The sequence below is a fragment of the Paenibacillus gansuensis genome (genome assembly GCF_042684925.1).
Taxonomy (GTDB): Bacteria; Bacillota; Bacilli; order Paenibacillales; family DY6; genus Paenibacillus_N; species Paenibacillus_N gansuensis.
On sequence record NZ_JBHUME010000003.1, the window covers coordinates 36,964 to 63,104 of the forward strand.

General features: G+C 48.5%; 32 protein-coding genes, 2 rRNA genes and 1 riboswitch. Of the genes, 4 read left to right on the forward strand and 30 right to left on the reverse strand.

Features of this window, described 5'->3' with window-relative positions; genetic code table 11:
• Positions 1-46: 46 nt before the first annotated feature.
• The gene (locus ACFSUF_RS03815) at positions 47-277 is read right to left on the reverse strand and encodes an anti-sigma-F factor Fin (RefSeq protein WP_377600321.1); all 231 of its coding nucleotides are present in this window, start codon (positions 275-277) and stop codon (positions 47-49) included.
• 117 nt (positions 278-394) lie between these two features.
• Entirely contained in the window at positions 395-955 is a 561-nt protein-coding gene (gene pth, locus ACFSUF_RS03820) for an aminoacyl-tRNA hydrolase (RefSeq protein WP_377600323.1), read from the reverse strand.
• Positions 956-1,052: 97 nt separating this feature from the next.
• Between pth and ACFSUF_RS03825 the strand changes: the two genes are divergently transcribed.
• The gene (locus ACFSUF_RS03825) at positions 1,053-1,253 is read left to right on the forward strand and encodes a hypothetical protein (RefSeq protein ID WP_377600324.1); all 201 of its coding nucleotides are present in this window, start codon (positions 1,053-1,055) and stop codon (positions 1,251-1,253) included.
• Positions 1,254-1,327: 74 nt separating this feature from the next.
• On the opposite strand, the gene ACFSUF_RS03830 is transcribed toward ACFSUF_RS03825, so the two are convergent.
• From ACFSUF_RS03830 to ACFSUF_RS03900, 15 genes are all read right to left on the reverse strand, one after another.
• The gene (locus ACFSUF_RS03830; protein WP_377600327.1) at positions 1,328-1,963 is read right to left on the reverse strand and encodes a 50S ribosomal protein L25; all 636 of its coding nucleotides are present in this window, start codon (positions 1,961-1,963) and stop codon (positions 1,328-1,330) included.
• 71 nt (positions 1,964-2,034) lie between these two features.
• The gene (glmU, locus tag ACFSUF_RS03835) at positions 2,035-3,429 is read right to left on the reverse strand and encodes a bifunctional UDP-N-acetylglucosamine diphosphorylase/glucosamine-1-phosphate N-acetyltransferase GlmU (RefSeq protein ID WP_377600329.1); all 1,395 of its coding nucleotides are present in this window, start codon (positions 3,427-3,429) and stop codon (positions 2,035-2,037) included.
• Between the two features lie 121 nt (positions 3,430-3,550).
• Positions 3,551-3,835 (reverse strand): septation regulator SpoVG, encoded by a 285-nt coding sequence (spoVG, locus tag ACFSUF_RS03840; RefSeq protein WP_068605342.1) that lies wholly within the window; start codon positions 3,833-3,835, stop codon positions 3,551-3,553.
• A gap of 117 nt (positions 3,836-3,952) precedes the next feature.
• Positions 3,953-4,342 carry a RidA family protein gene (locus ACFSUF_RS03845; RefSeq protein WP_377600332.1) on the reverse strand — a complete coding sequence of 130 codons (390 nt, stop codon included), beginning with the start codon at positions 4,340-4,342 and terminating at the stop codon, positions 3,953-3,955.
• The gene (purR, locus tag ACFSUF_RS03850; protein WP_377600334.1) at positions 4,339-5,187 is read right to left on the reverse strand and encodes a pur operon repressor; all 849 of its coding nucleotides are present in this window, start codon (positions 5,185-5,187) and stop codon (positions 4,339-4,341) included. The genes ACFSUF_RS03845 and purR overlap by 4 nt, the downstream gene beginning before the upstream one ends.
• A 99-nt stretch (positions 5,188-5,286) precedes the next feature.
• Positions 5,287-6,141, reverse strand: coding sequence for a 4-(cytidine 5'-diphospho)-2-C-methyl-D-erythritol kinase (ispE, locus tag ACFSUF_RS03855; RefSeq protein ID WP_377600337.1), 855 nt, complete (start codon positions 6,139-6,141; stop codon positions 5,287-5,289).
• A gap of 109 nt (positions 6,142-6,250) precedes the next feature.
• A complete protein-coding gene (locus ACFSUF_RS03860; RefSeq protein WP_377600339.1) occupies positions 6,251-6,433 on the reverse strand; it encodes a small, acid-soluble spore protein, alpha/beta type in 183 nt (60 codons plus the stop codon).
• 57 nt (positions 6,434-6,490) lie between these two features.
• Complete coding sequence (locus tag ACFSUF_RS03865; RefSeq protein ID WP_377600341.1) at positions 6,491-6,856, reverse strand: hypothetical protein; 366 nt, start codon at positions 6,854-6,856, stop codon at positions 6,491-6,493.
• 93 nt (positions 6,857-6,949) lie between these two features.
• Entirely contained in the window at positions 6,950-7,225 is a 276-nt protein-coding gene (gene veg / locus ACFSUF_RS03870) for a biofilm formation stimulator Veg (RefSeq protein WP_377600343.1), read from the reverse strand.
• Positions 7,226-7,420: 195 nt separating this feature from the next.
• Entirely contained in the window at positions 7,421-8,335 is a 915-nt protein-coding gene (gene yabG / locus ACFSUF_RS03875; RefSeq protein WP_377600345.1) for a sporulation peptidase YabG, read from the reverse strand.
• Positions 8,336-8,411: 76 nt separating this feature from the next.
• Positions 8,412-9,320, reverse strand: coding sequence for a 16S rRNA (adenine(1518)-N(6)/adenine(1519)-N(6))-dimethyltransferase RsmA (rsmA, locus tag ACFSUF_RS03880; protein ID WP_377600347.1), 909 nt, complete (start codon positions 9,318-9,320; stop codon positions 8,412-8,414).
• Between the two features lie 17 nt (positions 9,321-9,337).
• Positions 9,338-9,874: a ribonuclease M5 gene (gene rnmV, locus ACFSUF_RS03885; RefSeq protein ID WP_377600349.1), complete on the reverse strand. Its 537-nt coding sequence runs from the start codon at positions 9,872-9,874 to the stop codon at positions 9,338-9,340.
• Positions 9,875-10,009: 135 nt separating this feature from the next.
• Positions 10,010-11,146, reverse strand: a complete 1,137-nt coding sequence (locus ACFSUF_RS03890; RefSeq protein ID WP_377600351.1) for a ubiquitin-like domain-containing protein — start codon at positions 11,144-11,146, stop codon at positions 10,010-10,012.
• Between the two features lie 246 nt (positions 11,147-11,392).
• Positions 11,393-11,590: riboswitch (cyclic di-AMP (ydaO/yuaA leader) on the reverse strand.
• A 183-nt stretch (positions 11,591-11,773) separates the two neighbouring features.
• Complete coding sequence (locus ACFSUF_RS03895) at positions 11,774-12,541, reverse strand: TatD family hydrolase (protein WP_377600353.1); 768 nt, start codon at positions 12,539-12,541, stop codon at positions 11,774-11,776.
• A gap of 61 nt (positions 12,542-12,602) precedes the next feature.
• Positions 12,603-13,895 (reverse strand): HD domain-containing protein, encoded by a 1,293-nt coding sequence (locus ACFSUF_RS03900; RefSeq protein WP_377600355.1) that lies wholly within the window; start codon positions 13,893-13,895, stop codon positions 12,603-12,605.
• A gap of 282 nt (positions 13,896-14,177) precedes the next feature.
• On the opposite strand from ACFSUF_RS03900, the gene ACFSUF_RS03905 reads away from it, so the two are divergent.
• Complete coding sequence (locus tag ACFSUF_RS03905) at positions 14,178-14,432, forward strand: AbrB/MazE/SpoVT family DNA-binding domain-containing protein (protein ID WP_068605365.1); 255 nt, start codon at positions 14,178-14,180, stop codon at positions 14,430-14,432.
• Positions 14,433-14,550: 118 nt separating this feature from the next.
• Here the strand turns inward: ACFSUF_RS03905 and rsmI are convergent, their stop codons facing one another.
• The 8 genes from rsmI to tmk form a co-directional block, all read right to left on the reverse strand.
• Complete coding sequence (gene rsmI / locus ACFSUF_RS03910) at positions 14,551-15,423, reverse strand: 16S rRNA (cytidine(1402)-2'-O)-methyltransferase (protein WP_377600357.1); 873 nt, start codon at positions 15,421-15,423, stop codon at positions 14,551-14,553.
• Entirely contained in the window at positions 15,420-16,172 is a 753-nt protein-coding gene (locus tag ACFSUF_RS03915; protein WP_377600359.1) for a tRNA1(Val) (adenine(37)-N6)-methyltransferase, read from the reverse strand. Before ACFSUF_RS03915 ends, rsmI begins: the two co-directional genes overlap by 4 nt.
• Before the next feature lie 62 nt (positions 16,173-16,234).
• Positions 16,235-16,609, reverse strand: a complete 375-nt coding sequence (yabA, locus tag ACFSUF_RS03920) for a DNA replication initiation control protein YabA (RefSeq protein WP_377600361.1) — start codon at positions 16,607-16,609, stop codon at positions 16,235-16,237.
• 76 nt (positions 16,610-16,685) lie between these two features.
• Complete coding sequence (locus ACFSUF_RS03925) at positions 16,686-17,486, reverse strand: PSP1 domain-containing protein (RefSeq protein ID WP_377600363.1); 801 nt, start codon at positions 17,484-17,486, stop codon at positions 16,686-16,688.
• A gap of 3 nt (positions 17,487-17,489) precedes the next feature.
• A complete protein-coding gene (gene holB / locus ACFSUF_RS03930) occupies positions 17,490-18,467 on the reverse strand; it encodes a DNA polymerase III subunit delta' (RefSeq protein ID WP_377600364.1) in 978 nt (325 codons plus the stop codon).
• 17 nt (positions 18,468-18,484) lie between these two features.
• Entirely contained in the window at positions 18,485-18,931 is a 447-nt protein-coding gene (locus tag ACFSUF_RS03935; protein WP_377600366.1) for a YaaR family protein, read from the reverse strand.
• 31 nt (positions 18,932-18,962) lie between these two features.
• Positions 18,963-19,292 (reverse strand): cyclic-di-AMP receptor, encoded by a 330-nt coding sequence (locus tag ACFSUF_RS03940; protein ID WP_377600368.1) that lies wholly within the window; start codon positions 19,290-19,292, stop codon positions 18,963-18,965.
• A gap of 113 nt (positions 19,293-19,405) precedes the next feature.
• Positions 19,406-20,038, reverse strand: coding sequence for a dTMP kinase (tmk, locus tag ACFSUF_RS03945; protein WP_377600370.1), 633 nt, complete (start codon positions 20,036-20,038; stop codon positions 19,406-19,408).
• A gap of 271 nt (positions 20,039-20,309) precedes the next feature.
• Between tmk and ACFSUF_RS03950 the strand changes: the two genes are divergently transcribed.
• Positions 20,310-22,055: a glycoside hydrolase family 13 protein gene (locus ACFSUF_RS03950; protein WP_377600372.1), complete on the forward strand. Its 1,746-nt coding sequence runs from the start codon at positions 20,310-20,312 to the stop codon at positions 22,053-22,055.
• A 61-nt stretch (positions 22,056-22,116) separates the two neighbouring features.
• Here ACFSUF_RS03950 and ACFSUF_RS03955 read toward each other — a convergent pair whose 3' ends face one another.
• The 3 genes from ACFSUF_RS03955 to ACFSUF_RS03965 all read right to left on the reverse strand — a co-directional run bounded on the left by ACFSUF_RS03955 (position 22,117) and on the right by ACFSUF_RS03965 (position 24,931).
• Positions 22,117-23,142, reverse strand: coding sequence for a LacI family DNA-binding transcriptional regulator (locus ACFSUF_RS03955; RefSeq protein ID WP_377600374.1), 1,026 nt, complete (start codon positions 23,140-23,142; stop codon positions 22,117-22,119).
• 29 nt (positions 23,143-23,171) lie between these two features.
• Positions 23,172-24,644 (reverse strand): aminotransferase class I/II-fold pyridoxal phosphate-dependent enzyme, encoded by a 1,473-nt coding sequence (locus tag ACFSUF_RS03960; protein ID WP_377600376.1) that lies wholly within the window; start codon positions 24,642-24,644, stop codon positions 23,172-23,174.
• Between the two features lie 101 nt (positions 24,645-24,745).
• A complete protein-coding gene (locus ACFSUF_RS03965; RefSeq protein WP_377600378.1) occupies positions 24,746-24,931 on the reverse strand; it encodes a sigma factor G inhibitor Gin in 186 nt (61 codons plus the stop codon).
• 223 nt (positions 24,932-25,154) lie between these two features.
• Here ACFSUF_RS03965 and ACFSUF_RS03970 point away from each other — a divergent pair, with 223 nt between their 5' ends.
• Positions 25,155-25,688, forward strand: coding sequence for a hypothetical protein (locus tag ACFSUF_RS03970; protein ID WP_377600380.1), 534 nt, complete (start codon positions 25,155-25,157; stop codon positions 25,686-25,688).
• A 142-nt stretch (positions 25,689-25,830) separates the two neighbouring features.
• On the opposite strand, the gene rrf is transcribed toward ACFSUF_RS03970, so the two are convergent.
• Positions 25,831-25,947, reverse strand: a 5S ribosomal RNA gene (rrf, locus tag ACFSUF_RS03975).
• An 85-nt stretch (positions 25,948-26,032) separates the two neighbouring features.
• Positions 26,033-26,141: ribosomal RNA gene (locus ACFSUF_RS03980) — 23S ribosomal RNA — on the reverse strand; the annotation flags it as partial.

The window sequence follows — 26,141 nt, forward strand, 5'->3', positions numbered from 1 at the left end:
AAGAAGCCTTAGGCGCAAAGCCAAGGCTGTCTTGCAGGTGTAATCATCACTGCAGAGGATTGCTGACCAGAGATAACTCCGGGTTGTGTTCAAGCGCTTCTTTGCAGTAGTCGCAGGTAACGTTCACTTGAACGTCTCCTTCCGAAGTATACGCTATTATATCGCTGCGTTCCTCCGGGGTCAAGAAATGGAAACCCAGACGGAACTCGCTCACTTCGGACCCCTGGATCGTGCCCAATGGGGTTTGGCAGTGGCGGCAAACATATTTCACAGCCATATCTATGCCTCCTGACTCTACTATATACCCTTAGTATGCACCGTTTAACACGGTTTTAGCCCAAATCCAAGGAAATTAGCTGAAGTCCTGAAACAAGGTTTATTTGCGGCAGGAGGATTACTTGTTGTATTTCGCCATGGTCTTTTCAAAAGGTTCCATCAGAAAATCTTCCGCGGCAAGTACAGTTTGCTGCAAGGACTGCTGCAGCCCCTCGGCTTCCGATTTCCCGAAATTGGACAATACATAATCGGCAATATTTTTGCCTGGAGCAGGCCGGGAAATACCGATTCGGATTCGGTTGAACACTTGAGTGCCTGTATGTTGTATAATAGACTTAATCCCGTTGTGACCGCCTGGACTTCCCTGATAACGCAGCCGGATTTTACCTAATTCCGTATCCAAATCATCATATATCACCAGAAGGTCCAGCAAGTCGGCTTTATGGAAATCCATAAAGGCACGAAGGGATTCCCCGGATAAATTCATATAAGTCATGGGTTTGATGAGGACAACTTTGGAACCGCTTACGTTAGCTTCCCCCACTAATCCTTTGAACTTGCTCTGCCAAGTCTTCACATTCCATCGTTCGGCAAGTAAGTCCAGTGCCATGAAACCGACATTGTGACGGGTATCTTCATATTGGGTTCCCGGATTCCCGAGACCGACAATCCACTTCATTGTTTTCTCTCCTGTTTCGTTCAATTTTCATATTTGCCAAGTTGCTGTACATAAGTTATATAGTTGCCATTTTTCATCCATCTGCGGAGGTGAAGTTATGTACTTTAACGGCCAAGTGCTTACTGCGGACCAGCATTTCGATGACCACCGCACGCATGAGGTTCCCGTACAAGTGTACTACGAAGAGCGGCATCATGACATCGGATATATTGAATCGATCTGTCCGGCATTCGTACGAATCAATAATATATTTTACAACCGCACCCTGTTTACCTTTATTTCGAGGCCCGGCTATTAATTATATCCTACATAAGCAACGAAACCAAAATAAGGGGCTGTTTCCCGAAGGAAACAACCCCTGGTTGGTTATAATTACGACTTTTCAACATCACCTTCGTTTGCTTCTGCGATTCCCTCTGCAGCAGCTTCCGATGGCTCAGGTTGTTCTTCCGGCTCGGTTTCCACTTTCGGTGCCAGTACGCTGGCCAGGATCTCTTCCGGTGCGGTCAACAGATCCACCCCTTCCGGAAGTTTCAGCGCGTCCACATGCAGGCTTTCCCCTACCTGCAGCCCGCTGACATCAAGCTCAAGGGATTCAGGAAGCTTGGAAGGCATACACTTCACCTCAACATCGTAACGAACGACCTGAAGAATTCCGCCTTCTTTCACGCCTTGAGGTTCACCCGTCAATTCAACCCGGACGGTTGCCTTCACTTCATCATTCATGTTGATCTGGTGAAAGTCCACATGGATAACGCGGCCTTTCAACGGCTCTTTTTGGGTTTCCGTCATCATGACCGAATGTTTACCGTACTCCGGTATATCCAATGTCAGGATGCCGTTTGGATTTTCGCGAAGCAATGTATTTAGATCCTTCTCATTGATCGCAATGCTTGCCTGTACTTTCTCACCGTAAATAACGCCGGGAATCAACCCCTGCTGTCTCAGGCTTCTAAGTTCGGACTGTTTCGATGTATTTCGAAGATCTGCTTTAAGCGTAGTTGCCATGATTCATGCCTCCTTATGGTGATAAGCTATCCTTTCATTTACCACATCATACAAGAGGCTAAACATGCAAATTATTCCTTGTTTTCTTTCTTGGCTTTAAACCTTGCTTTCAATTTGGCGGCATAACCCGTTTTATTTACCTGGCGCTCCCGGGCGATGGCAAGGTCATCTGCGGCTACATCGTGCGTAATCGTCGAACCTGCTACTACATAGGCGCCTTTTCCGATTTTCACAGGGGCAATCAAGTTGGAATTGCTTCCTACGAAGGCATCGTCTTCAATCTCGGTCAACGCCTTGTTAAATCCGTCATAGTTCACTGTGATGGCACCGCAGCCGATATTTACGTTCCGGCCGACTTTCGCATCGCCCACATAGCTCAAATGCGACACTTTGCTGTAGTCGCCAAGCGTGGCGTTCTTCAACTCTACGAAATCGCCGATTTTCACTTGTTCTCCCGTTACGGAGCCCGGTCTTAAATTTGCGTAAGGACCGATTGTTGTTTCTTTGCCGATAACCGCTTCAGCCAACACGGAGTATTTAACAGCCACGCCGTCAGCCAGTTTGGAATCCGTAATATCAGCATTAGGCCCGATCAGACAATCAGATCCGATCGTAGTATTACCGCGCAATACCGACCCTGGATAAATCACCGTATCGGAACCGATCACGACTCCGGATTCAATGTAAGTATTGGCTGGATCAATCAGCGTAACGCCGTTTACCATGTGAGCACGGAGAATTCGCTCCCGCATCATCCGTTCCGCTTCAGACAGTGCAAGACGGTCGTTTACTCCGATCGCTTCCGCTTCGTCTTCCGTGCAGAACGCTTCAATTCCTTCGCCTTCACCCTTTAGAATGCCGATAACATCGGTCAAATAGTACTCATTCTGGGCGTTGGAGTTCGTAACTTTGGACAATGCTTCGAACAGTTTCCGGTTGTCAAAGCAGTACGTTCCCGTGTTAATCTCTTTCACACGGTCTTCCTCCGGCGAGCAGTCCTTCTGCTCGACGATCTTGCTGACGGAGCCGTCTGCGGCCCGGATAATCCGGCCGTAGCCTTGCGGGCGGGCCATCTCCGCCGTCAGGATCGTTGCCGCTGCACCGCGTTCCTTGTGCAGCTCGATCATCCGCTCCAGCGTCGATTGCTGAACCAGCGGCGTGTCGCCGCATACGACGACGGTAATGCCTTCTTCGCCGCCGATCAACGGCTTCGCCTGAAGCACCGCGTGTCCCGTCCCCAGCTGCTGTTCCTGCAGCGCATACTCCGCGCGGTCTCCCAAATACGCCTGCACGGCTTCCGCACCGTGCCCGACGACAACTACCTTGCGGTCTGTATTCAATTGATCCAATACATCCGTTACATGGCCGACCATCGGTTTTCCGCAAACCGGATGAAGCACTTTATATAATTTCGATTTCATTCGTTTCCCTTGGCCCGCAGCCAAAATAACGCCAAATAAATTCATCGTGATAACCCTCCTGTTTCATGGAACTGTTCGGAATATACCCGGTTTCATCTATGTTAAAGCATAATAGGGCAAAAGGAAAGGGAGCCCGAAGGCCCCCCTACCTTAACCCAGCAGCTTATTAAGCTCCCTCTTCAATCACTTCTTCTTCAGTGGCAGCACGATCGTATTCCGCCAATACCGCCGCTTGAATCTTCTCGCGGGTGGTCGAGGAAATCGGATGAGCGATGTCACGGAATTCACCGTCCGGCGTTCTCTTGCTCGGCATTGCGACGAACATACCGTTGTTTCCGTCAATGACACGAATATCGTGAACAACGAATTCATTATCAATGGTAATGGAAGCGATCGCTTTCATTCTCCCCTCGGAATTGACACGGCGGAGTCTAACATCAGTAATTTGCACCTTGTGTTCACCACCTTTTCTTTACAGAAGACTTGGTGTATAATTCCACAAGTTTGGATAAATTCCTTCTTTATTTTGGTAATTTTTTTAAAATTTTTTGCCAATAATACTGCTGTTTCAGGATTCGACAGAAAGTGATACGATCAGCTCGATTTCAACCAAAACATCCTTAGGCAATCTGGCTACTTCAACAGTAGAACGGGCTGGTGTATGTTCCCCGAAATAAGAAGCATAAACCTCGTTCAACGCAGCGAACTGATTCATATCTTTTATAAATACGGTAGCTTTGATGACATCCTGAAAACCAGCCCCTGCTTCTTTCAGAACAGCCTGCAAATTGCGGAATACCTGGTGCGTCTGCTCCACAATGCCGCCATTGACAACCGTTCCGTCTAAGCCTAACGGAATCTGGCCCGAGGTAAACAGCAAATTCCCTGCGCGCACCGCCTGAGCGTATGGCCCGATGGCTGCCGGTGCCTCTGATGTTGCGACGATGTCCAGCTTCATCCTTCATCCACTCCCCATTCATCATCAAAAAAATTACCCGGTGAAACCGTAATCTGTTTCGTTTTCTCATCAACGCCGGTCAGCTTGGCAAGAGAAACGTATTCTTCGACCAAATGCTCTTCTTCATTAACTTCACCGGATTCTACGAACACGCCAACGCCCTTAACCGTTGCCCTGAATTCCTGCAGCAGGTTCATCATGCCATGGACCGTCCCGCCTGCCCGCATGAAGTCGTCGATTATGAGCACTTTGGATTCCTCCTTCAGAGCCCTTCGAGCCAGAGACATGGTCTGAATCCGCTTGCTCGAGCCTGAAACATAGTTAATGCTCACGGCCGAGCCCTCCGTCACCTTGTTATCCCTGCGCACAATCACGACCGGGAGATTCAGGTAACTTGCCGTAGCGTAAGCCAGCGGAATCCCCTTCGTTTCTACCGTCATAACAACATCAATATCCCGGCCTGCAAAATAAGTGGCGAACATCTTTCCGATCTCATTTACAATAAAAGGCTGGCCCAGAATATCCGTCATGTACAGATAACCCCCGGGCAGCACACGTTCCCGCTGCTCGAGCTGTTGGCAAATGTTGCGTATAATCTGAAGAGAAGCCTGCTTCGGTATACGCGGAATGAATTTGACACCGCCCGCTGCGCCGGCTAAGGTAACCAGATCTCCAAGGCCTTCATTCTCAAAAGCTTCCTTGATAATAGCCAAATCCTCGCTGATCGAAGACTTTGCGGAGCTGTACGCTTCGGCGAAGGTCGTCAATGGGATGAGGGTATGGGGGCGGAACAATAAATATTGAGTCATTTCTACTAATCGGGAACTACGTTTTAATTTCTTCACATTAGGCCCCCCTTTTCCACAAATTGTAGACCAAAATCCGAATATTATACAGAGAATATATCATTTACATCCGCCTTTTATCAAGAAAAAGCTTCATATTTATGTCAGCATTCTTACCACGTGTACATCTTTACAGAACCCGCGTAAGCCGTTATATATTCTGGATACCTTGGATTCCTTGGATACAAGACCAAATACCGTAGGTCCGCTGCCCGACATCATGACCCCGTCCGCTCCGAGCCGCCTCATGCAGTCTTTCAGCTGTCGGACCTCCGGATAGGCATCCACTGTAACATCCTCAAGCATATTCCCCATGCTCCGGCACAGCCTTTGGAAGTCACCCAGTTCGATCGCTTCCCGTACCTGGGCTGTTGAAGTCCGCCGCTCCTGCTTATTCGCATTAAACCGTCCATACACGTCTGCGGTGGACACGTTGATCGGCGGCTTGGCCAGAACGACCCAGCATTGCGGAGGATTTCCGATCCGCTCCAGCTTCTCCCCGCGGCCTCTGGCTATTGCCGTTCCGCCGGTCACGCAGAACGGCACATCCGACCCGAGTTCCGCTCCCAGCGTCTCCAGCTCTTCCGTAGAAATGTTCAGCTTCCACAGCCGGTTAAGCCCTCTTAGCGCCGCCGCCGCGTCGCTGCTCCCCCCTGCCAGTCCGGCGGCAACCGGTATCTTTTTGTCCAAATGAATATATACTCCTTGCTTCACGTCATAGCGGTCTTTGATAAGGCGCGCCGCCTGAAAAGCCAGGTTCTTCTCATCCAGCGGTATGTACCCTGCCTGGCTGGAAATGATAATCGTATCCCTTGGCAGCTCCGACATCTCTAACCGGTCGGCCAAGTCTACCATTGTCATGACCATTTCCACTTCGTGATACCCGTCTTCTCTTTTATATAGAACATCCAAGGATAAGTTAATTTTGGCCGGCGCTTTCTCGTACACCTTCACAAAGCCACCTACTTTCACTCGCTGATAAAGACAACTTAACATATTATAGCAAATGAAAAAAAGAAAAGCTAAAGCGGGTTTCCGCCTTAGCTTCACGATGTGATCTATGTTAGGACTGCTTGTTCTTTGCTGCCTGTTCGGCAAGCTGGATGGCGCGTTTTACCATATTGCCCGCATCTTTCGCTTTAATGCTGCCCCAGCCCTCACGCTCTACCGTTTCATAAAACCCGAGGTCTTTGGCCAGTTCATATTTCAATTGCTCGGACATGACGCCTCTTCTTCTACGGCTCATCGCGGATTCAGCCTCCTTTGGATATCGGACTGCTGTTAGTATGCGTGAATCGGGCGTTTATAATTCCAAAGGCACTTCTATAATAAGATCAGGCTCGTCGTGGATAAACGTAACTTGCAGCGTTCCTCTAATGTCCCTGTTCATACCTGGGTGGCCTGTTTGCAGAAATTTGCTAAGCTCTTCGAGGGCTTCACGGCTCTCATCCATAAGGATTAGACGGGTTTGCAGAATCGACGGATAAAGATGCACCGCGTCAGTAGGTTCAATTTCAAATTGCAGGCAGATGGAGTTATTGGAGAACATCCGGAAATCGGTGCTCCATCCTCCGCTGGATACGATCACGGACTTAGCGTCATCTATGGCGTCGTGACGGTCATATTTGGCAACCGTGTTAATCCTTATAATAGAAAACTGTTGAGACATGCAGGCGGTCCTCCGGTTCTTCAATGGCAAAATAAAAAAACAACGAAGCCGTGGCCATCGTTGTTTAGGGCGGTTTTACGGCTAAACGTACGGTTAGTTCTGGATATAAGTAATCCGAACCTGTCCTTCGTCATTGCAAACGGTGACCTGCACCGAGTCCGTAAGTACATCCGCATAGCTATAGGAAACCCTTTTAAAAGCGTGCTGCTCTTGATCTAATTTTACAATAAACACGGAAGGGTAGGTTTCTTCCAATACACCAGTTCTTTCAATCGTCTTCCGGCGTCCACCGTTAGCCTTTAACATGATTTTCTGCCCGACGTGGGCTTCCAAACTGCGTTTGATTTCCAACAGCGCATTTTTAGCCATTGTCTACCACCTCTTTCCTTGTCCAATTATAACCTAATGGAAAGGGCATGTCAAACAAGGTCAAATATTATAACAGCCCCTGAAACTTATTGTCAACGCCATTTTTCCCTATTTTCACAAATTTATGTATCCCCGATAAATTTCATTGTTCACACAATGTCCATATTTGTCGGAAAATGAAAAAACCGAACCTGTTTATAAGTTCGGTGTAGGTTTATTCTGATAATACTTAAGTTTAGGAAGCCCGATCCGGTAGCTCCCCCTTGTCTCTATTCCTCCAAGCCCTTCCATTCCGCTGATCGTGTGGTTGATCACATCATAAATGTTGATCGTGTCCTTAATGGAGGTGAATGAGGCCTTTGCGGCAATATATACAGGGTCCAGCGCGTGAATGAGGATCCGTCCCGGGGAACTGGCAAAATTAGCTCCCGCTTGCAATAACGCTTCAAAATGAGACTGGCAAGCTCCTGCTACAATCGTAAGCGCATCCCGGTTCCGCTCATATTGCCTTGCAATCATCACGGCATTGGCAAAATGACCGGAATTCTTGTAGCTGCTCAGACTGTACAAGTTCGAGTTCCGCTGGCTCTTCAGTACGCTGTCGTGACCTGTTATTACGATGATGTCGGGCCGCGACTGGGGAAGAAGAATCCTCACAGCTTCAGCCATGTTGGCTTCCGCCACATGATGCCCTTCGACAGGGACCCGCAGCTTTTCATAAAGCGCCATGCTTTTCCGCAGGTAGTTAGGGTCCCCGTCCAGATGAAGCACTTTACCCGGAATTTCAAAATAGGGATGAGCCTCAGGTTCGATGGGGCTCCATGTATCATCCCCGGCAGTCGCTAGTCCGCGGTAGGAACGGACCTTCCGGTATTGCTCAAAGCGGTGCCTTTCCAGAGAACGCATGGACTGCTGCAAGCGGTCCTGATCTTTCCTTCTAGCTTCAAAATCTGCGATATCGGCAATCATTTCCAGATCCTGGAGTGGTGCATCCGCAATCAGGCGAAAATCAAATCCTATAATAACCGCTGTATTTCTATGGATCGATTCAATAATAAACAGAATGTCTTTGCCGTACGATTTCCGGACGACAAGATCTCCTTGCCTCATGCACAATCACCTCCCGTTATCGTATGGCTGCGATAGGCGGATGGTGTATAGAATGGGCTTGGCAGGCGAGGGGCGTTTACTCCCCTTTCAGTTCGGTATAAAGTGCATCCGAGAGCGCTGCGTATTCGTCCAAGCTCAGCGTCTCTCCCCGCCTTGAAGGCTCGATGCCAATACTAAGGAGAAGTCCCTCCAGCTTAGGCTTCGTATTTTTGTCATAAAAGCGGCTGGCTAAATTGTTATATAACGTTTTCCGCCTTTGAGCGAACGAGGCTTTGATCACTTCGAAGAAGAAGGCTTCATCCTTCACCTGTACGGCTGGCTCCTGCCTGATTTTCAGCCGGATTACAGCAGAATCGACGTTCGGCTGCGGAATAAATACAGTGTGAGGCACGACGGTCACCATTTCCGGTTCGCAATAATATTGTACAGCGATACTCAAACTGCCGTATTCCTTGCCTCCAGGCTTAGCGGCCATACGCTCGGCAACTTCTTTCTGGATCATAATGACAATGTTCTCAAGGGGAAGCTTCTCTTCCAGGAAACGCATCACAATGGGAGTTGTAATGTAATAAGGCAGGTTCGCCACTACGCTGACCCCTGTGAGACCTCCGTAATTCTCTTCTAAGAGCGATTTGAGGTCCACTTTAAGAACATCGCCGTGTACGACCTGCACGTTCTCATACGGCTCTAATACCTCGCTCAGGATCGGAATGAGTCTTTGATCGATTTCAACGGCGACTACTTTGCCGGCTGTTTTGGATAACCGCTCCGTCAGCGCCCCGATGCCGGGTCCGATTTCAAGAGCTCCTTTGGTCTTATCCAATTCGGCTGCCGTAACAATTTTGTTAAGGATGTTCTGATCAATCAGAAAATTTTGTCCGAGGCTCTTTTTTAAGGAAAATCCGTGCCTTTGGATAATATCTTTGGTCCGCTTCGGGGAACCGATGTCACTTTTGGTTTCCAATTGATTGTCATGCAAGCTCATGGCTTCACTTACCCCGCTTATTCTTCAATTTTCCCTACTGCTGCAAGGAACTCATCTTTACCGATATGAAATGCATTGCACCGCTTATGAAACTGCTTTCCGTTGCAGTAGCCGATGCCTAGTAGCTTGCCCATTTTGAGCCTGCGTTCTGCAGCCTGCGGGTGTACGATCAACCCGGCGTCAATCAGATCCGCCCAGGTAATTTCCGGATCGCCTCCGGTAAACTCGGTCTTTACTTGCTCTAAAGCTTGCCGGATCACCTCGGGGCTCGCATTTTCAACCCCAATGTCCCCCTTGCGGTTAGCTTCCTCTTGCGTAATGAAGGCATGCTTACAGCCCTTCACCCTGGAAGAAATAATTTTCCGGAGCCGCTCTCCTGCATGGTCGGGATCCGTGAAGATAATAACTCCTCTTCTCTCCTGCGCCAAGGCGATCCTGCGGATAATTTCATTATTGATAGCGGACCCGCCGGTTTCAATCGTGTCGGCTTCCACAGCCCGCTTAATGGCTGTTGTATCGTCTTTGCCTTCGACAACGATAATTTCTCTGATCATAGAACACCTTTCACTCACTTCATATTAGCTACCCCTTATTATACATGAAAAAAAGAAGAGGACGAAAACGTCCCCTTCCTTTGAAAGAATTTGATTAAGAACAATGCAACTTTATCTTCAGTATGTCCGTTATATTTAGTAAGATGCAGGCTTCTTAGGGCCAATGACATAGACAGTGTAACCGGATTTGCGACCGAAGTTGTTCGCTGTGGATTCGCTGTCGAAATAGACATCGATTTTGTTCCCTTTTACAGCACCGCCTTTATCTTCTGCACGGCGGTAGCCGATACCTTCGATATACACCCAGTAACCGATCGGAATAACCCTAGGGTCAACGGCAATGGTACGTCCTTCCGTAACACGCGTGCCGGATGCCGTAATGCCGTACTGCGGATGGCTCTTGCTCTTTCCTGTGGAAGACACGCCTGCCGCATAGGCAGTCAGCGTAACGTTCTTAATCACTTTTTTAGGTTTGAAGGTCAAGCCTTTGCGGGTAATAGATGTTGAGGAAGATTTCGCAGCTACCGTCACTACTGGAGCAGGTTTCTTCGTACCCACCGCAATTACCTTCGGAACAGCATTCAACGTAACCTTCTTACTCGCCAACACTGTAGCTACCAGTTTCCCGTCCTCGTACGTATGTACGAATTGCTTGAACAGAACTCCGTCTTTGCCTTCTTTCACGACGGCGGTCTTGCCTTTCAGCAGACTTGCATCGGCTGTTTTCACCGTTGTATACGGAACGGCTACTTTCTGTTGAGACGTCTTCTTGCTTACACGCACGATCTTCACAGTCATGTACTGCTTGACTGGACGATCCAGCGGAGGCCAGATCCGGTCTTTAGCACTTAAAGTAATATGTTGCTCCGCCAAAATACTGCTTACCGTTTTGCTTGTTGTATACAAAGTTCTAGTCTTACCATCAGCCACCAGTTTGTAAGGAATTGCGGTCTGAATCACCACTTTGTCTCCGCTCTTGATCGGAGCGCTCAGAGGCATTGAAACATGATCGAATGTCCCTAACTTGATGGACTGTTCATCCAGTAGGCGTTGCAGGACGGATTGTTTGGTCTTAACGACACTTTCCTGTCCATTCACTACTACCGATACGCTCTTGGTAGACGTACCGTTTAACAACACCAAACACATGAAAGCAGCAATCGAGAGAGTTGCAATCAAAATAATCAAACGCAAGTTCTCATGCTTCCATCGCATTGCGAAAGACATGCTGGATGATCGTTTAACATGGGTTTCGTTATTACTGTTTCCCACTTATTTCGGTCCTCCTTCATAGCCCCGCCGCCATTGTTACGCATGTAAATTGACGCGACTAGTTAGTTTATTTTTACTTCCTTCAGCAACATCAGCTCTTCAAACGTTGGCGAATCAACACCTCCATTATCGAAACGGATAAGCCCTACCCTGATTTTGGCCAAAATAAAAGAAGCCTTCGGCAAGAGGTCGTCTTCCTTTGGCTTCTAAAAACGCGCATGTAAAGGGAATGGTAGGCACCAGGACGTTACCTCTCTCTGTACGCTTACGAGGTTAGCTGACGGATTCGGACAAGAGAGTTGCCCTAACAGATACTCACGCATACATATGCTGCAAGCTTCCGTATTCACCCCAAAGAACGATGCGGCCGGTGGTATTTGCTTCGGTTCCGGACACATGTGGTTCCCCCGCTCTCCGTTACCGGAGACTCAGCGAGACAAGAAATGTAAAAACTTTATTTAATTAAGTTACCTGTATGATACTCTGTATCAAACACAATTGTAAAGCATTCGCAAACTTCAATTTTAGCCGTTTTTAAGCCTTATAAAGGTAAATTCCGCCTTTCTTTGAAACATATGCACTTTTCTTATGCGCAATAGTCCTTTTTTCTCTGTATCTCTTTACATTTCATGATATGCCAAATAATTTGCACCCATTTTGCATGGTAATCCGGGCCAATTCCTCATAAGAAATCCCCTTAATTTGTGCAGCGGCCTCTGCGACTAAAGTCACATATCCGGTCTCATTTCTCTTCCCTCTATGGGGGTGCGGCGTTAAATATGGAGCGTCGGTTTCCACCAATAAACGGTCAAGGGGAACCTGTGCCAACACCTCTTTCGGCTGCTTCGCATTCTTGAAGGTAACTGGACCGCCGAAGGAAATATAGAAGTTCATATCAAGGCATTGCTTGGCAATTTCCCAGCTGCCAGAATAGCAGTGCATGACCCCTCCGACTTCTTCCGCTCTCTCTTCCCGTAGAATCGTGACCACATCGTGGTGGGCATCCCTGTTATGGATCACAATGGGCTTGTTCAATTTACGGGCAAGCCGGATCTGCTCACGGAACACACGCTGTTGAACATCCTTCGGCGAGGTGTCCCAGTAATAGTCCAATCCGATTTCTCCAATGGCTACCACTTTGGGGTGACTGCAGAGCTCTTCAATCCACTCCAGATCTCCCTCCCTCATCGTCACTGCATCCTGAGGATGCCAGCCGACGGCCGCATAAACCTCTTCATACTGTTCGGCAAGCTTCATTGTGGTGGGAATTGTTTCACGGTTAAATCCAATATTCAAAATTTTGGACACGCCGGCATCAAGCGCTCTTTGCATAGCTTGTTCACGGTCTTCCTCAAACTGTACAGCGTCCATATGAGTATGTGTATCAAACAACAATGCAGGTGACCCCCTTAATCTGCCAGATGTAATCGAAGGTGTATAAATAGTGAAAAGGCGTCTATCCTCTTCGGGCAAAAAAGCTTCGTACTTCCTGATCCATCTGCGGCAGAACCTTCTGAAGCAAGTCAGGTGGATAGTAAAGCTGATTCTGCCCTTTGTGGATACCGCTGATCGATCGGACAATTTCCGACTTATGAGAGATTTCGACGCATTTCTCCTGTTCGGTTAGCAGCAAAATCGGCATTTTCTCCCCTGATTCGCCCGGACGATATACATCATAGGGAAGATCAGATGGAAAATCAAGTTCCATATGGTAGGCGGGATTCAAGCCTGATCGCTCTAAATTTTCCCGGACCAGATCCAGAATTTCGACATCTTCTGCTTCCAGCGGAACGTACTTATATAGTTTCCGGTTCAGAAACCGTCCGCATAAATCCGACAGAATCCGATCCCGCTCCAAAGTCCATTGGGCAAAGGCCGTCTGGATGAATGCCTCATCCAATAGAAGATATTCTTCTATAGTAAGCTTCTGCTCAAAAAGGCTTGGCAGAGGATCCGGCATGAACCGGAAAACGTGTCCTTCAGCATATAACTGTTTGGCTCTGCGAAAGATTTGGCGGAGGATGATCTCAGAACTGCGGGTAACCGGGTGAAAGTAAACTTGCCAGTACATCTGATAGCGGGACATGAGGTAATCTTCCACCGCATGCATTCCGCTTTCCTTGACTACGATTTTGCCTTTATGAGGACGGAGCACACGCAGAATGCGGTCCAAATCAAAAGTTCCGTAGTTCACACCGGTGAAATAGGCGTCTCTCAGCAAATAATCCATACGGTCGGCATCCAGCTGGCTGGAGACCAGGCTGACGACTATGGGCTTGGCATAGGTTTTGCAGATGACATCGGCCACTTTCTCGGGAAAATCGGATGAGACCCCCGCCAAAACAGAGTGCACCTCCGAATCTCCACGGATCATCCGGCAAGTCCAATCCTCATGATGCATTTCAAACGCCTGCTCGATCGAATGAGAGAACGGGCCGTGCCCGATGTCATGCAGCAGGGCTGCACATAAACACAACAGCTTCTCTTCTTTAGGCCAATCGGGATAATGGCTTCGTTCGAATTGCGATATAATTTTGCGTGTGACTTCATAGACACCGAGGGAATGAGAGAACCTGCTGTGCTCAGCACCGTGAAACGTCAGGTAGGATGTGCCCAGCTGGCGGATGCGGCGCAAGCGCTGAAATTCTTTGGTATTAATCAGATCCCAGATGGTTTGGTCCTGAACATAAATGTATTTATGCACGGGATCCTTGAATACTTTTTCCTCCATCAGCCGTTCATTTCTCATAAGTAAGCTCCACTCCATTCTATATTAAGTCTATGATTACAAATTCGACAAAACATCCAGGTTATCGGCGGAATTTGTCGAAAAATAATCACCATTTTTTCCAGTAAAATTTGCGCGTTTATATTTTCGTTGTACTCTTTTTTCCTTTGAATATACTGAGTTTATAAGCATTTCTAAGAGGCAGGAACGATTTGGTATGTTGACTCATTTGGGAATGGTTGGTATCATAAAAAGCATGAATATGTCGAATAATGACGATTATTGAGAGGGGACTTATCCATTATGATGAAATCTACCGGTATTGTAAGAAAAGTAGACGAACTAGGCCGCGTGGTAATTCCAATTGAATTGCGCCGTACACTGGGCATCGGCGAGAAAGACGCTCTGGAGATCTATGTAGACGGAGAGCGCATTATGCTTAAGAAATACGAACCTGCTTGCATCTTCTGCGGCAACGCTGAGAACGTTACATACTTTAAAGGCAAAATTGTTTGCAATGAATGTGTATCTGAAATGCCAACCCCTGTGACAAAATAATAAAGATAGTATATAATAGTAATAGAACTGATATTGTTAATTCTAACCTTTTATATATCTCCTTGATATCCCCCTTAGGCTGCCGCTTAAGAGGGATCTTTTTTTGCCTTTTTTCCTTCTATAGTAACTGGTTGTATAACTCCCTTTTCGGAATTTTTCGGTCCATGGCTGCGAGCTTGATGGAATCCTTGCGGGAATGCTGCTGCCGCTCGTAGTAGTAGACATGTTCTTCAGGTGCCAGTTCCGTCCACCATTCGCCTTCCTCCTGCAGAGCCCCGCTCCCTTCACTGCCTTCCACTACCAGGCAGTACTCTCCCTGAGCCGGGTGCTCCTCCAGGTAAGCCAGGCATTCGCTGATGGTACCCCTCACCGCTTCCTCGTACCTCTTCGTCAGCTCGCGGACCAAAGCCACCCGGCGGTCGCCCAGCTTGCCCGCCATCGCTTCCAGCGTCTTCGCCACACGGTGCGGCGACTCATAGAACAACAGCGTGGCTTTCAGCCCCTTAACCTCGTCCAGCGTTTCTTGAACCGCTTTCCGATCCCGGGGCAGAAAGCCCACGAAATGAAATCTGTCGGTCGGAAGTCCCGACATGATCAGCGCTGACAGCGCGGCATTGGCCCCCGGTATCGGAACGACCGGAATCCCATGCTCGATGGCCAGGGCCGCCAACTCGCTGCCCGGGTCGGAGATGGCGGGCATGCCGGCGTCGCTGACGAGCGCCACGGTCTGCCCTTCCTCCATTAAACGGACTAACTCGGGGCCGCTGGCCTGCTTGTTATGCTCGTGGTAACTCACGAGCCTTGTGCTGATCTCAAAATGCGTCAGCAGCTTGCGGGTTTGCCGTGTATCTTCGGCTGCTACGAGATCGGCTTCCTTTAACGTTTTCACAGCCCGAAATGTGATATCCTCCAGGTTGCCGATCGGCGTTGCCACCAGATATAAGGTGCCTCTCTCCTGCTGCTGAAAACTTTTTTGTATATTTATCGTCATCCGAGTTCCTTGCTCCCGCCGTAATAGATTTGCATTAATTCCTCGCAGTAAGTTCCATCCTCCCGATATACAATGAGGGGCGGCAGCAGCCTGACCTCAGGCTTGGCATCCCTTACCGCCTCAATCAGAACCATATTCGCCTCTGCTCCGGCACGCGGATGAACATAGCGGATACGTTTGGGCTCCAGCCGGTGGCTGCGCAGAGTACATAGAAGGTCTGTCATCCGGGAAGGGCGATGTACCATCGCTACCTTGCCTCCGGTACGGGATTGCCTGGCACAAGCGGCAATGACGTCATCGAGCGTGCAGTGAATTTCATGGCGGGCAATAGCATAATGTTCATTTTCATTCTGTACCCCGGTAATCGTCTGCATATAAGGAGGATTGACCGTTATGAGATCATACATACCGTAGCCCGCTTCTATATGATAATTCCTTAAATCCCCGTGATGAATATGAATCTGGTCCTGAAGCCCGTTCATCTCAACACTGCGTACGGCCATACCGAAAAGGCGCTCTTGAATTTCAACTCCATCGATATGGGCTTTGGTCCGGGTGGACATCAACAAAGGAATAACTCCGTTCCCGCTGCAGAAATCCAATATACGCCCTTTGGAGGGCACACTGCAGAACCGGGCTAACAGCACGGCATCCATGGAGAAGCTGAATACTTCGTCGCTTTGGATAATTTTCAAGTTTTCGGTGAGTAAATCGTCCATCCGTTCATTGCTATATAGAGCCACATCCATCAGGTAACATCCTTTATATAAAATTGAAAAAAAACCGTAGGTTATGATCCCTACGGTGTACTTTATTTATTAAGGAAAGAAAGGCAGAACAGGCAGTCGCCCTCCGTGCGGAGATGACCGTAATACACATTGCAGATATGGAAACCTTCATTATAAATCCGGGCCAGGTTGTCGTAGCCTTCTCCAACAACCGGTTCCTCCATACGGGAAGGTGACGCGGGTTCAGCCTGAAGTTCGGTGGGAGCTTCCGCCGTTTCGGCAGCAGGCTCCTCCTCGCGTCTCAACAGCTTATGGAGATGCTGATTCTCGAGGCTCAACCGCTTGTTCTCCTCCAGGAGCCGCACAATCTGCTTCTTCAGAGAACTTAACTCTGCATGAACATGACCTACTTGTCCTTCGATTTCATCAATCGCAGCAAACATGTCTTTCTTCTCCACTTTCCCACCTCAGAATCCGAAAATCGAATGCATCCGTTTCCTCACGTATTATGGCAGCCGCTAACGGCGAAGGAAGCTATAGAATGACTACTTCGTCCAAAGGAAGTTCCATGACCTTGCCGATATCGAACAGCTGGACATGCACTTTTCTTTGACCCGCATTCAATGCAACTACTTTACCATTCCCAAGGGGAGAAGCAATCATCGAGCCCACATTCGGCATTTCTTCTTTGGAGCTCTCGTAGTTATCATGCTCAAATTTCAGACAGCACATGAGCCGTCCGCATAATCCCGAAATTTTCGTCGGATTCAAGGAAAGGCTCTGATCCTTCGCCATCTTGATCGAGACCGGATCGAAATCCCCCAGCCAGGATGAGCAGCAGAGTACGCGTCCGCAAGGTCCAATGCCGCCAAGCATCTTGGCTTCATCACGAACGCCGATCTGTCTCAATTCAATCCGGGTACGGAAAATGCTCGCCAGATCCTTTACCAATTCACGGAAATCAATCCGTCCTTCTGCCGTAAAGTAGAAAATGATTTTGTTGCGGTCAAATGTATATTCAACATCCACCAGTTTCATCTTCAGCTGATGTTCTTTAATTTTATCGAAACAGGTCGCGAATGCTTCCTTCGCAGCCTTCTTATTCTCTTCTACAATCTTGGCGTCGTGGTCACTGGCAATCCGGATGACCTTCTTCAAAGGAAGCACTACATCGGATTCCCCGACCGTCTTCTTATTGATGACCACCTTGCCGTATTCCACGCCTCTGGCCGTCTCTACAATTACATTCTGTTCCTGGTCAACCGGAAGGTCGATCGGATCAAAATAATAGATCTTGCCTGCTTTTTTGAAACGTACGCCTACAACACTATACAATTCCTACCCTCCCTGTATATCAATAACAAACTGCTCAAATGCAAGCTGAGGGTTTACGTGGAATCGAAGTCTCTTCTGCAGCTCCAGCGCCTTCTCCATACATCCGATCCAATAGGAAATGTCGCGGCTGAACGCATGCTTGGCCATCCACTCGGATTGGTCGACGAACACAATGCTCTCCTGACGGCTGCATTGGATGTGAACCATGTCCTTAAACCACAGTACAAACAATTGGAGCAGTGTATCTATATGTTCGGCCAGCTCGGTCTTGAAAACCTTCGACTGCGCCGTAATCAGTGCGGCGGCAAACTTGTTGATGCACTCTTTAGCTAATTGTATCATTACGTTTCTGATTTCTGCAAACCAATTTAATTGGATTATTTCCCTGCATGCATCGATTCCGGCCGCTAAATGCACGGCGCTTCTCACCAATACCTGGGAATGTCCCTCTTTTTCGAGTATTTCAATCATCTGTTGAGGCGGCAGCGGCAGGAACGGAACCCATTGCGCTCTAGACTGGATCGTCGGCAGCAGGGCATGCCCGTTCTCGGTAATCAGAATGGCCACTACCGCAGATTGCGGCTCCTCCAGAAACTTCAACAGGGAATTAGCGGCTTGGACCGTCATCTTCTCTGCCTCTGAGATGATGTAGATCTTCGTCTGGGAAGCCGTCGCCCGATAGGCAAAATCTTTCTGCAGCTGGCGGATCTGCTCGATCTTAATGCTTGTCCCTTCCGGCTCCACTTTATGAAGGTCCGGGTGATTGCCATGCGCAAGCTTCCGGCACTCCAGGCAATGGCCGCACGCTTCATCGGTTCCCTCCGTACAAAAAATGGCCTTTGCCAAAGCAAACGCCATTTCCTGCCGCCCCGTTCCCCGGGGGCCGCTGAATATATAAGCATGGGACGTTCTTCCCTGCCGAAGCCCGTTCTGCAGCATCCGTTTCGCACGGTCTTGGCCGATGATGGCTTCAAATGACATAGCTTAATTACACTCCATTAAAAAAATAAATTAATCAGCATCCCGCGGATTTCGCCGACTCTCTCCAAGAGCTCGATCCGGCCCTGCTCATGTTCCAGCAACTCGTCACCCATGGATAAGAGGACGCTGTCGATTTCGTCCAGCAGCTTATACTTCTTGCCGCGTCCGCGCCGGTCCCAGCCCTTCGTGTCCTTCAGGCCTACTCCCCGGCGGACGGTATCCTCCAGAAATTGCTTGATCAGCTGTTTGTACAGCCTCAATTCCCGGACCGTCATGGACTTGGCTAACCGCTGCCCCTGCAGTTCGATCTGCTGCATGCGCTGGCTCAGCTGCTCTTGTGTGACTTGCTCATTCTGCCTGTACATTACGTCCGAGAAGGCACGCTGCGGAAGCTGCGGCGATCCGGAGTTGTCCGTCATGCGCAAGTCTTTCCCGAGTGGGCGGTAACCCGGATTGATTTTCATAAAACCTCCGCGATTCCATCTATCTTAAAATTTAAAAATGTTCGAAACGTTCTACCGGCATTACAAACACGGCTGCACCGCCGACTTGCACCTCTACCGGGAATGGAATATAAGAATCGGTCGTACCGCCCATCGGCGATACAGGGGTAACAACCTGCTCCCTAATTTTACAGTTAGCCTTGATTACTTGCAGTACTTCCGTAACGCGTTCATCTTCCGTACCTATCATAAATGTCGTATTCCCTGCCCGCAGGAAACCTCCTGTACTGGCAAGCTTGGTAGCGCGAAAGCCTTCTTTCACCAAAGCGTTAGAAAGACGGTTGCTATCTTTATCCTGTACTACGGCCACGACTAATTTCATACGATCTCCTCCTGAGAGTGATTAGTAAGCGATAGGAAGCGTTATCAATGCGGTAGCAGCCAGGTATTGTCGCTTCCTTCTATTATACACTATGTATCGGTACGTTCATAGGTTCATTGCCCAAGCTTCCTGCGGAGCACTTCATAGCAGTCCCCGGCAATCTCATCCGGTGTCCTGTTGGCGTCGATGGTCACGATCCGTTCCGCAAACTGAGCTGCCAGCTGAAGATATCCTTCTCTCACTTTTTCGTGAAAATGCAGCTTCTCTAAATCCAGCCGGTTGACTTCCCTCTCCTTGTTGGCATGTACGCGGCTCAATCCGATTTCGGGATCCACATCCAAATATAACGTAAGATCAGGCATCATGTCCTCTGTCGCAAACCGGTTGATCTCGTACACGTCTTTCATGCCTAACCCTCTCGCATAACCCTGGTAAGCCAGTGAGCTGTCAATAAAACGGTCGCAAATTACCATTTTTCCTTGTCGCAAGGCAGGAATGACTTTCTCAACGAGGTGCTGTCTTCGTGCAGCTGCATATAACAGAGCCTCGGTTCTGCCGTCCATAGCTGTGTTCCGCGTATCAAGGATAACCGCTCTGATCTGCTCAGCAATATCGATCCCGCCAGGTTCCCGTGTGGATAACACTTCAAAGCCATATGTATGTAAAAATGCCTCCAGCCGGCCTATGACGGTGGATTTGCCCGCGCCTTCTCCGCCTTCTACTGTTATAAATAGTCCTGTATTCATGATCTACCCCAATCTATTTTGCACGAATCTTATGGTAACCCAACTATAATTCATACCTGCCTAAAGAGCAACGTTACAACGTATTTGCAGCAGGGTAACATATAGGTAAGACTGCTTGCTAACGCGAAAAGAGTTGTGCTACGATCAACATGGAATACTACTTCCCCTAATTTAAAGGCAATGTTACCGGAAGGTACAACCTCGGCTCTGCGGTTTCCGTGGATTTGCGGTGTGCCTTTTTTTGATTCCTAATCGCAGGGAGAGATGGTTCATGTTAAAAGAAGCCTTGTATCACCGCCCCAAACTGAATTGGGCCTATGCCTATGACGAAAAGACGCTGCATATCCGGTTCCGGACGAAACGAGACGATGTTGAACAAGTCAAACTGTGGTACGGGGACAAATATTTACCGTGGGAGCGCATGGAGCAGGTAGAATTAAAGGTGCTGACTTCCGATTCCCTCTTTGATTATTGGGAAACGTATATTCAGCCGCGGTACCGCCGTCTGGTTTACGGATTCGATCTGATATCGGGTGATGAGCGGTTGTGGTATACGGAACGGGGGGCTGTGCTTACTCCCTTGTCCGAACACGTCGGATTATTCGATTTCCCCTTTATGAATAAAGTAGACGTGTATCGAACGCCGGATTGGGTGAAAGAAGCCGTCTTTTATCAAATTTTCCCGGAACGTTTCGCTAACGGCGACCCTTCCAACGATCCCGATCAAGTACAGCCGTGGGGAGGTAAGCCGGAACGCGATAATTTCTTCGGCGGGGATTTGCAGGGCGTGCTGAACCACCTGGACCATCTAACCGAGCTTGGTGTCAATGCGATTTACTTCAATCCTTTATTCCAAGCTACGACGAATCATAAGTACGATACGAAAGACTATTTGCAGGTAGACCGCCATTTCGGCGATAATGCCATGCTGAAAAAGCTCGTGGACGAATGCCATTTACGCGGAATCCGGGTTATGCTGGATGCTGTTTTCAACCACAGCGGCAAAACGTTCGAACCTTTTGTGGACATTCTAAAGAATGGTGCGGATTCCCCTTATGCAGATTGGTTTCATGTCAGGCAATTCCCATTAAATATCGTGGATGGCATCCCAACTTATGACACGTTCGCTTTTGAACCTATTATGCCTAAATTAAACACAGAACATCCTGCAGTTAAGGAATACCTGCTCGGGGTCGCGAAATATTGGATTGAGGAAGTCGGTGTCGACGGCTGGAGACTGGATGTAGCCAATGAAGTGGATCACCAGTTTTGGCGTGAATTCCGTCAGGTCGTAAAGCAGGCGAAGCCGGATGCTTATATTCTCGGGGAGATTTTTCATGATTCTCTCATGTGGCTCCAGGGAGACCAGTTTGATGCGGTCATGAATTACAGGTTTACGAACATCGTTCTCGATTTTTTTGCCAAAAAGAAGCTGGACGGCTACCATCTTGCCTGTGATCTCGGCGGACTCCTCGCCAGCTACCCTCAACAGGCGAATGAAGCAGCCTTTAATCTGCTGGACAGCCATGATACGCCCCGGTTGCTCACCCTTTGCGGCGGCGACAAACGTGTGATGAAGCTGGCCGTCCTATTCCTGATGACGTATACCGGGACGCCGTGCATCTACTATGGCGATGAAATCGGTCTGGACGGTGAAGGGGACCCGGATTGCCGCAAATGTATGGTCTGGGACAAAGAGAAGCAGGACCTCGATCTTTTCACTTTCTTCCAATCCGCCATAGCATTAAGAAAAGCCATTCCGGCCCTTCGTACGGGATCCATCAAATTTACGCATGCTATGGAGGGAGACCTCTTGCTTACGTATGAGCGGGAATTGAACGGGGAGAGATACCTGGTAGCGCTGAACCGCAGTGAGGATATTCGGTCTATAAAGCTGCCTGCGGGCGGGTGGAGTGTTGCGTTAAGCAGCGATGCAGGTATCCAGATCACGGAGTCCAAGGATACGGAAATTCAGCCTTACGGCTACATGGTTCTACATAAAGAAAACGAAGCGTGATAACGTTACACGTGGAACATTGAAAGGGCGGCATACGGTAGGTAACCGTTTGCCGCCTCTTTTAGTTTCCGCTCCGATGATTAGCCGTGCTTTCCCTTACTTCTAACTTTACGGGGAGCACTACCTTTCTGGATTTTCTAGGAGGTTTACACTCGATCTGCTCCATTAACAATTGAACTGACAGCCTGCCTTTTTCAGATAAATTTTGAGCGATAGTGGTTAAGGAAGGAATCATATGCCGGCTGTACATAAGGTCATCGAATCCTATTACGGATACATCATTCGGTACGCGAATCCCGCGGTCATGCAGCCCTTTGATGAGCCCTGTAGCCGCTATATCCGAAAAGGCCATAACCCCCGTTATCCCTTCAGCAAATTCTGCGATTCGCGATGCAGCCCGGTACCCGCCTTCCATAGATACGTCCTCACAAATCAGCGTAACCGTTTCATCAGACACTCCGTACTCTTTGACGGCTTCCATAAAACCTGCATATCTTACTTCTCCTACCCCGCCCTCCGTCATGCTGTTGGAAAGCAAAGCTAATCTGCGATGACCCTGCTCAAGCAAGTGCTTGGCCCCAAGGTAACCGCCTTTACGGTCGTCTACATAAATCTGGTATAAGTCCTCATCTTCCAAATAACTGTCCAAGTAAACACATGGAACCTGGATATCCGCCAACGAGCTCATGATGGGAGAATCGCTAAACGTACCCACTACAATCAGCCCATCCAAATGCTTTTCCCGTACAAAAGAAAACGTCTCCTCCTCACTCACCCCGACCAGCAAAACGTGCAGCCGATGATTTCTTGCCCCCGACTCAATAGCGGACACGAGCTGCCAGTAAAATGGATTGTCCTGAAGCGTGGTGCGGTCGGCATAAGGTACAATAACAGCGATCAAATGCGTATGCTTATCGCGGAGACTGCGGGCAGAAGCACTAGGAATGTACTGAAGCTCATCAATAATCTTCTTGACCCGCTCTATTGTTTCCTCCGAAACCCGTCCGGATTGGTTGATTACATTGGATACGGTTGCGATCGATACGCCGGCTGCTTTGGCTACGTCTTTAATCGTAATTCGGCTCATCGTCTTCCCCTCCGTACTGCAAACTATCATTATTCATATCGTATATCTATATAGTGAAGCGAGGCGTCCCTGGCTCCTTGGATTTTGGCTCCTGTATCGCGCAATACCATTAAATACTCCACAGTTTGTTGAGTGACCGTTTCACCCGGGTACAAAATCGGTATGCCTGGCGGATACGGAATAATCATTTCCGCACTTAGATACCCTGCCGCCTGCTCCAGTTGGATCGTCTTTATTTGATAATCATTTGCATTCCATCCCATAGCTATGGGGTCTGTCATTGCCGGATAGGCCGGTATATTGTAAACTTGCTTCCTTCGCGGATTTGGGATCGTTTCATGACGCTCAGCAACATGCTGCAGGGCATGATAAAGAGCTCTTGCATCCTCCATGGTGCTTCCAAGAGAAAAAACAAACACGGCATACTCAGGGTCAGCCATCTCTCCAAAACATCCATACTCCTCTACCGCCTCTAGAAGCTCATATCCTGTCATCATTCCCGTTGTATCTTTTATTACCACTTTGAAGGGGTCAAACGTAAGTCCATCCTTATCCGGTTCACCTGCTATTGTCCCGCGGATGTTTACTACCTCATAGCTTTTCACTTCTCCCATACGATTTCTGAACCAGTCTACCGAAGCGAGTCCTTCTTCAAAAAGAGCTCCTCCTGCCGTATGCACCTGTCTACGGGCTGCATCCAGCGATGCCATAATAGGGTAGGATGGACTGGAGCTTTGGATCATCGCTAAGGTGCGTTTAAGGCTGTGCCGGTTTACCAGGCTGCCATTCACATGGATCATGGCCCCCATTGTCATGGCTGAGAGCATTTTGTGTGTAGACTGGACAACCAAGTCCGCACCATGGCGTACAGCCGTTTCCGGCAGCCTTGAATGAAATCCATAATGTGCCCCATGGGCTTCATCGATAATAACAGGTTTGCCATACCGGTGAATAAGCTCTATGTATGGTTTCAAACATTTGCCCATTCCGTAATAATTCGGGTTCGTCAATAGAACCCCTTTGGCCAAAGGATACTTAAGAAGTGCTTCTTCAACCGCAGCCAGAGAAGGGATTGTTGCCAGGCTGGTCTGTTCCTCCAGTTCCGGACTGAGAAACACAGCTTCTGCCCCTGCCAGCATTAGTCCGTTCAACACAGATTTATGCACATTCCGCTGCACGATCAGTTTGTCCCCTCTGCCGCATAATGAGAGAACAGCAGCCAGATTGCCCGCGGTACTGCCGCCAATTAAGAAAAACGTCTCTTCCGCTCCAAAACATTCCGCTGCCAGCTCCTGCGCCTCCGCGATGACACCTTCCGGATGATGCAGATCGTCCAGGCCGCTGATCTCTGTTTGATCGATCCTCATGATCTCACGAAATGTATGACTTGCTGTCGCTTTAAACGCTTGTCCCATTTTATGCCCCGGTACGTGAAAACTGTGGGGATGTCCTGTGGCATGTTTCATTAATTTATCATAAAGAGGTGCATTATGCGGATTCATTTTCGCCACTCCAAAACGTTCATATTGTCGTAGCTATTGTACCATGCCGGCCAAAAAAATAGCCCTTCTATTTTCATAGACGAGCCTATCAACCATTCATCTTATGCATTTTTCCTATACCAAATCTGCTTCAGTTGATGAATAAAGAACGGATATTTCTCATCCTTTACATCGGTCCGGACCATCTCGGTCTCGCATGCGTCGCATATAAATTCGGACACGATATGAATGCCTTCCGCTTTTTGTTCGCCGCAGATAATGCACGTACAATCCTCTTGAAGATCCATAGCCGCTCCCACCTTTGTCTCATTAGTTCTTACTAGTATGCCACATTTCTTTCACTCTTAAACTCTAAAGCTAGTCTATGTCCCCTTACCGGCCCCTCAGCAGTTTGTAATATTAGTTTATGGCAAATGCGTGCTCCGGGTGTCTGTACTTATGCAAAATATCAAGTTAGCACACCGACCGTCCGATATATAGGTAAAGGCAGTTATTTCTATGAGGTGAGACATGCAGGACCGTACCCAAGAAGGAAAAGAATCCACCATCTATCAATACCAGCTCATTCGCAGAATACGCCATTCATTATTCTTTACCGGCTTATATCCGGCCTTGTTAGTGACTTATATCTTCTATTCTATTCTTACACATGGATGGAACAATATCATATGGTTAGGGATTTCAGCGGGGAGTGTATTGCTTGTACATTCCATAGGGATATACCTGCTGTGCTGGAGAAACGGCGAACGGTTACGCGGCTGCTGGAAGTTCCAATTCCAGCTTCCCCGTTTCGGCTGGGTACCCGCAACAAGCTACACGCGCCTGGACCGGTTTCGCCATATGTTTGTTCAGCTGTTTTGGCTGGGCCTGTTCCTATTTGCTGCACTCTCACCTTGGGCTGCCCATCATGCAGCTATGCATGGTGTTGTGCTGCACCTTTGGGTGCTTCTCCCCCAGCTGACATTATTACTCCGATGCCTCAGGCAGCCAGGCTCCTATTTGATCCGTTTCGGCATCAGGGAAACCTCGATTTATAAGCAGTAACCATCCGGTAAACGATTCGTGGGACACTTTCCAGTGTCCACGAATCACGATCACATGCTTAGCTTAATGCGCTTTAGCCCGTTCTCTACAACCATAAAGTACAACAAAAAAGAGACCTTAGATTCTAAGGTCTCTTCCTCGTGCTTGGCAACGTCCTACTCTCCCAGGACCCTGCGGTCCAAGTACCATTGGCGCTGAAAGGCTTAACGGTCGTGTTCGAGATGGGTACGCGTGGTTCCCTTTCGCCATTGTTACCAAACGGTATTAAGTTTCAGGATTTGCACCCTGAAAACTGGATGTGAAGTGAAGTGTAAGTCTGCGCAGACTCTGTTCATTCAGAGTATTTGGATAAGCCCTCGACCGATTAGTATTCGTCAGCTCCATGCATTACTGCACTTCCACCCCGAACCTATCAACCTCGTCGTCTACAAGGGGTCTTACTAGTTGGGAAAT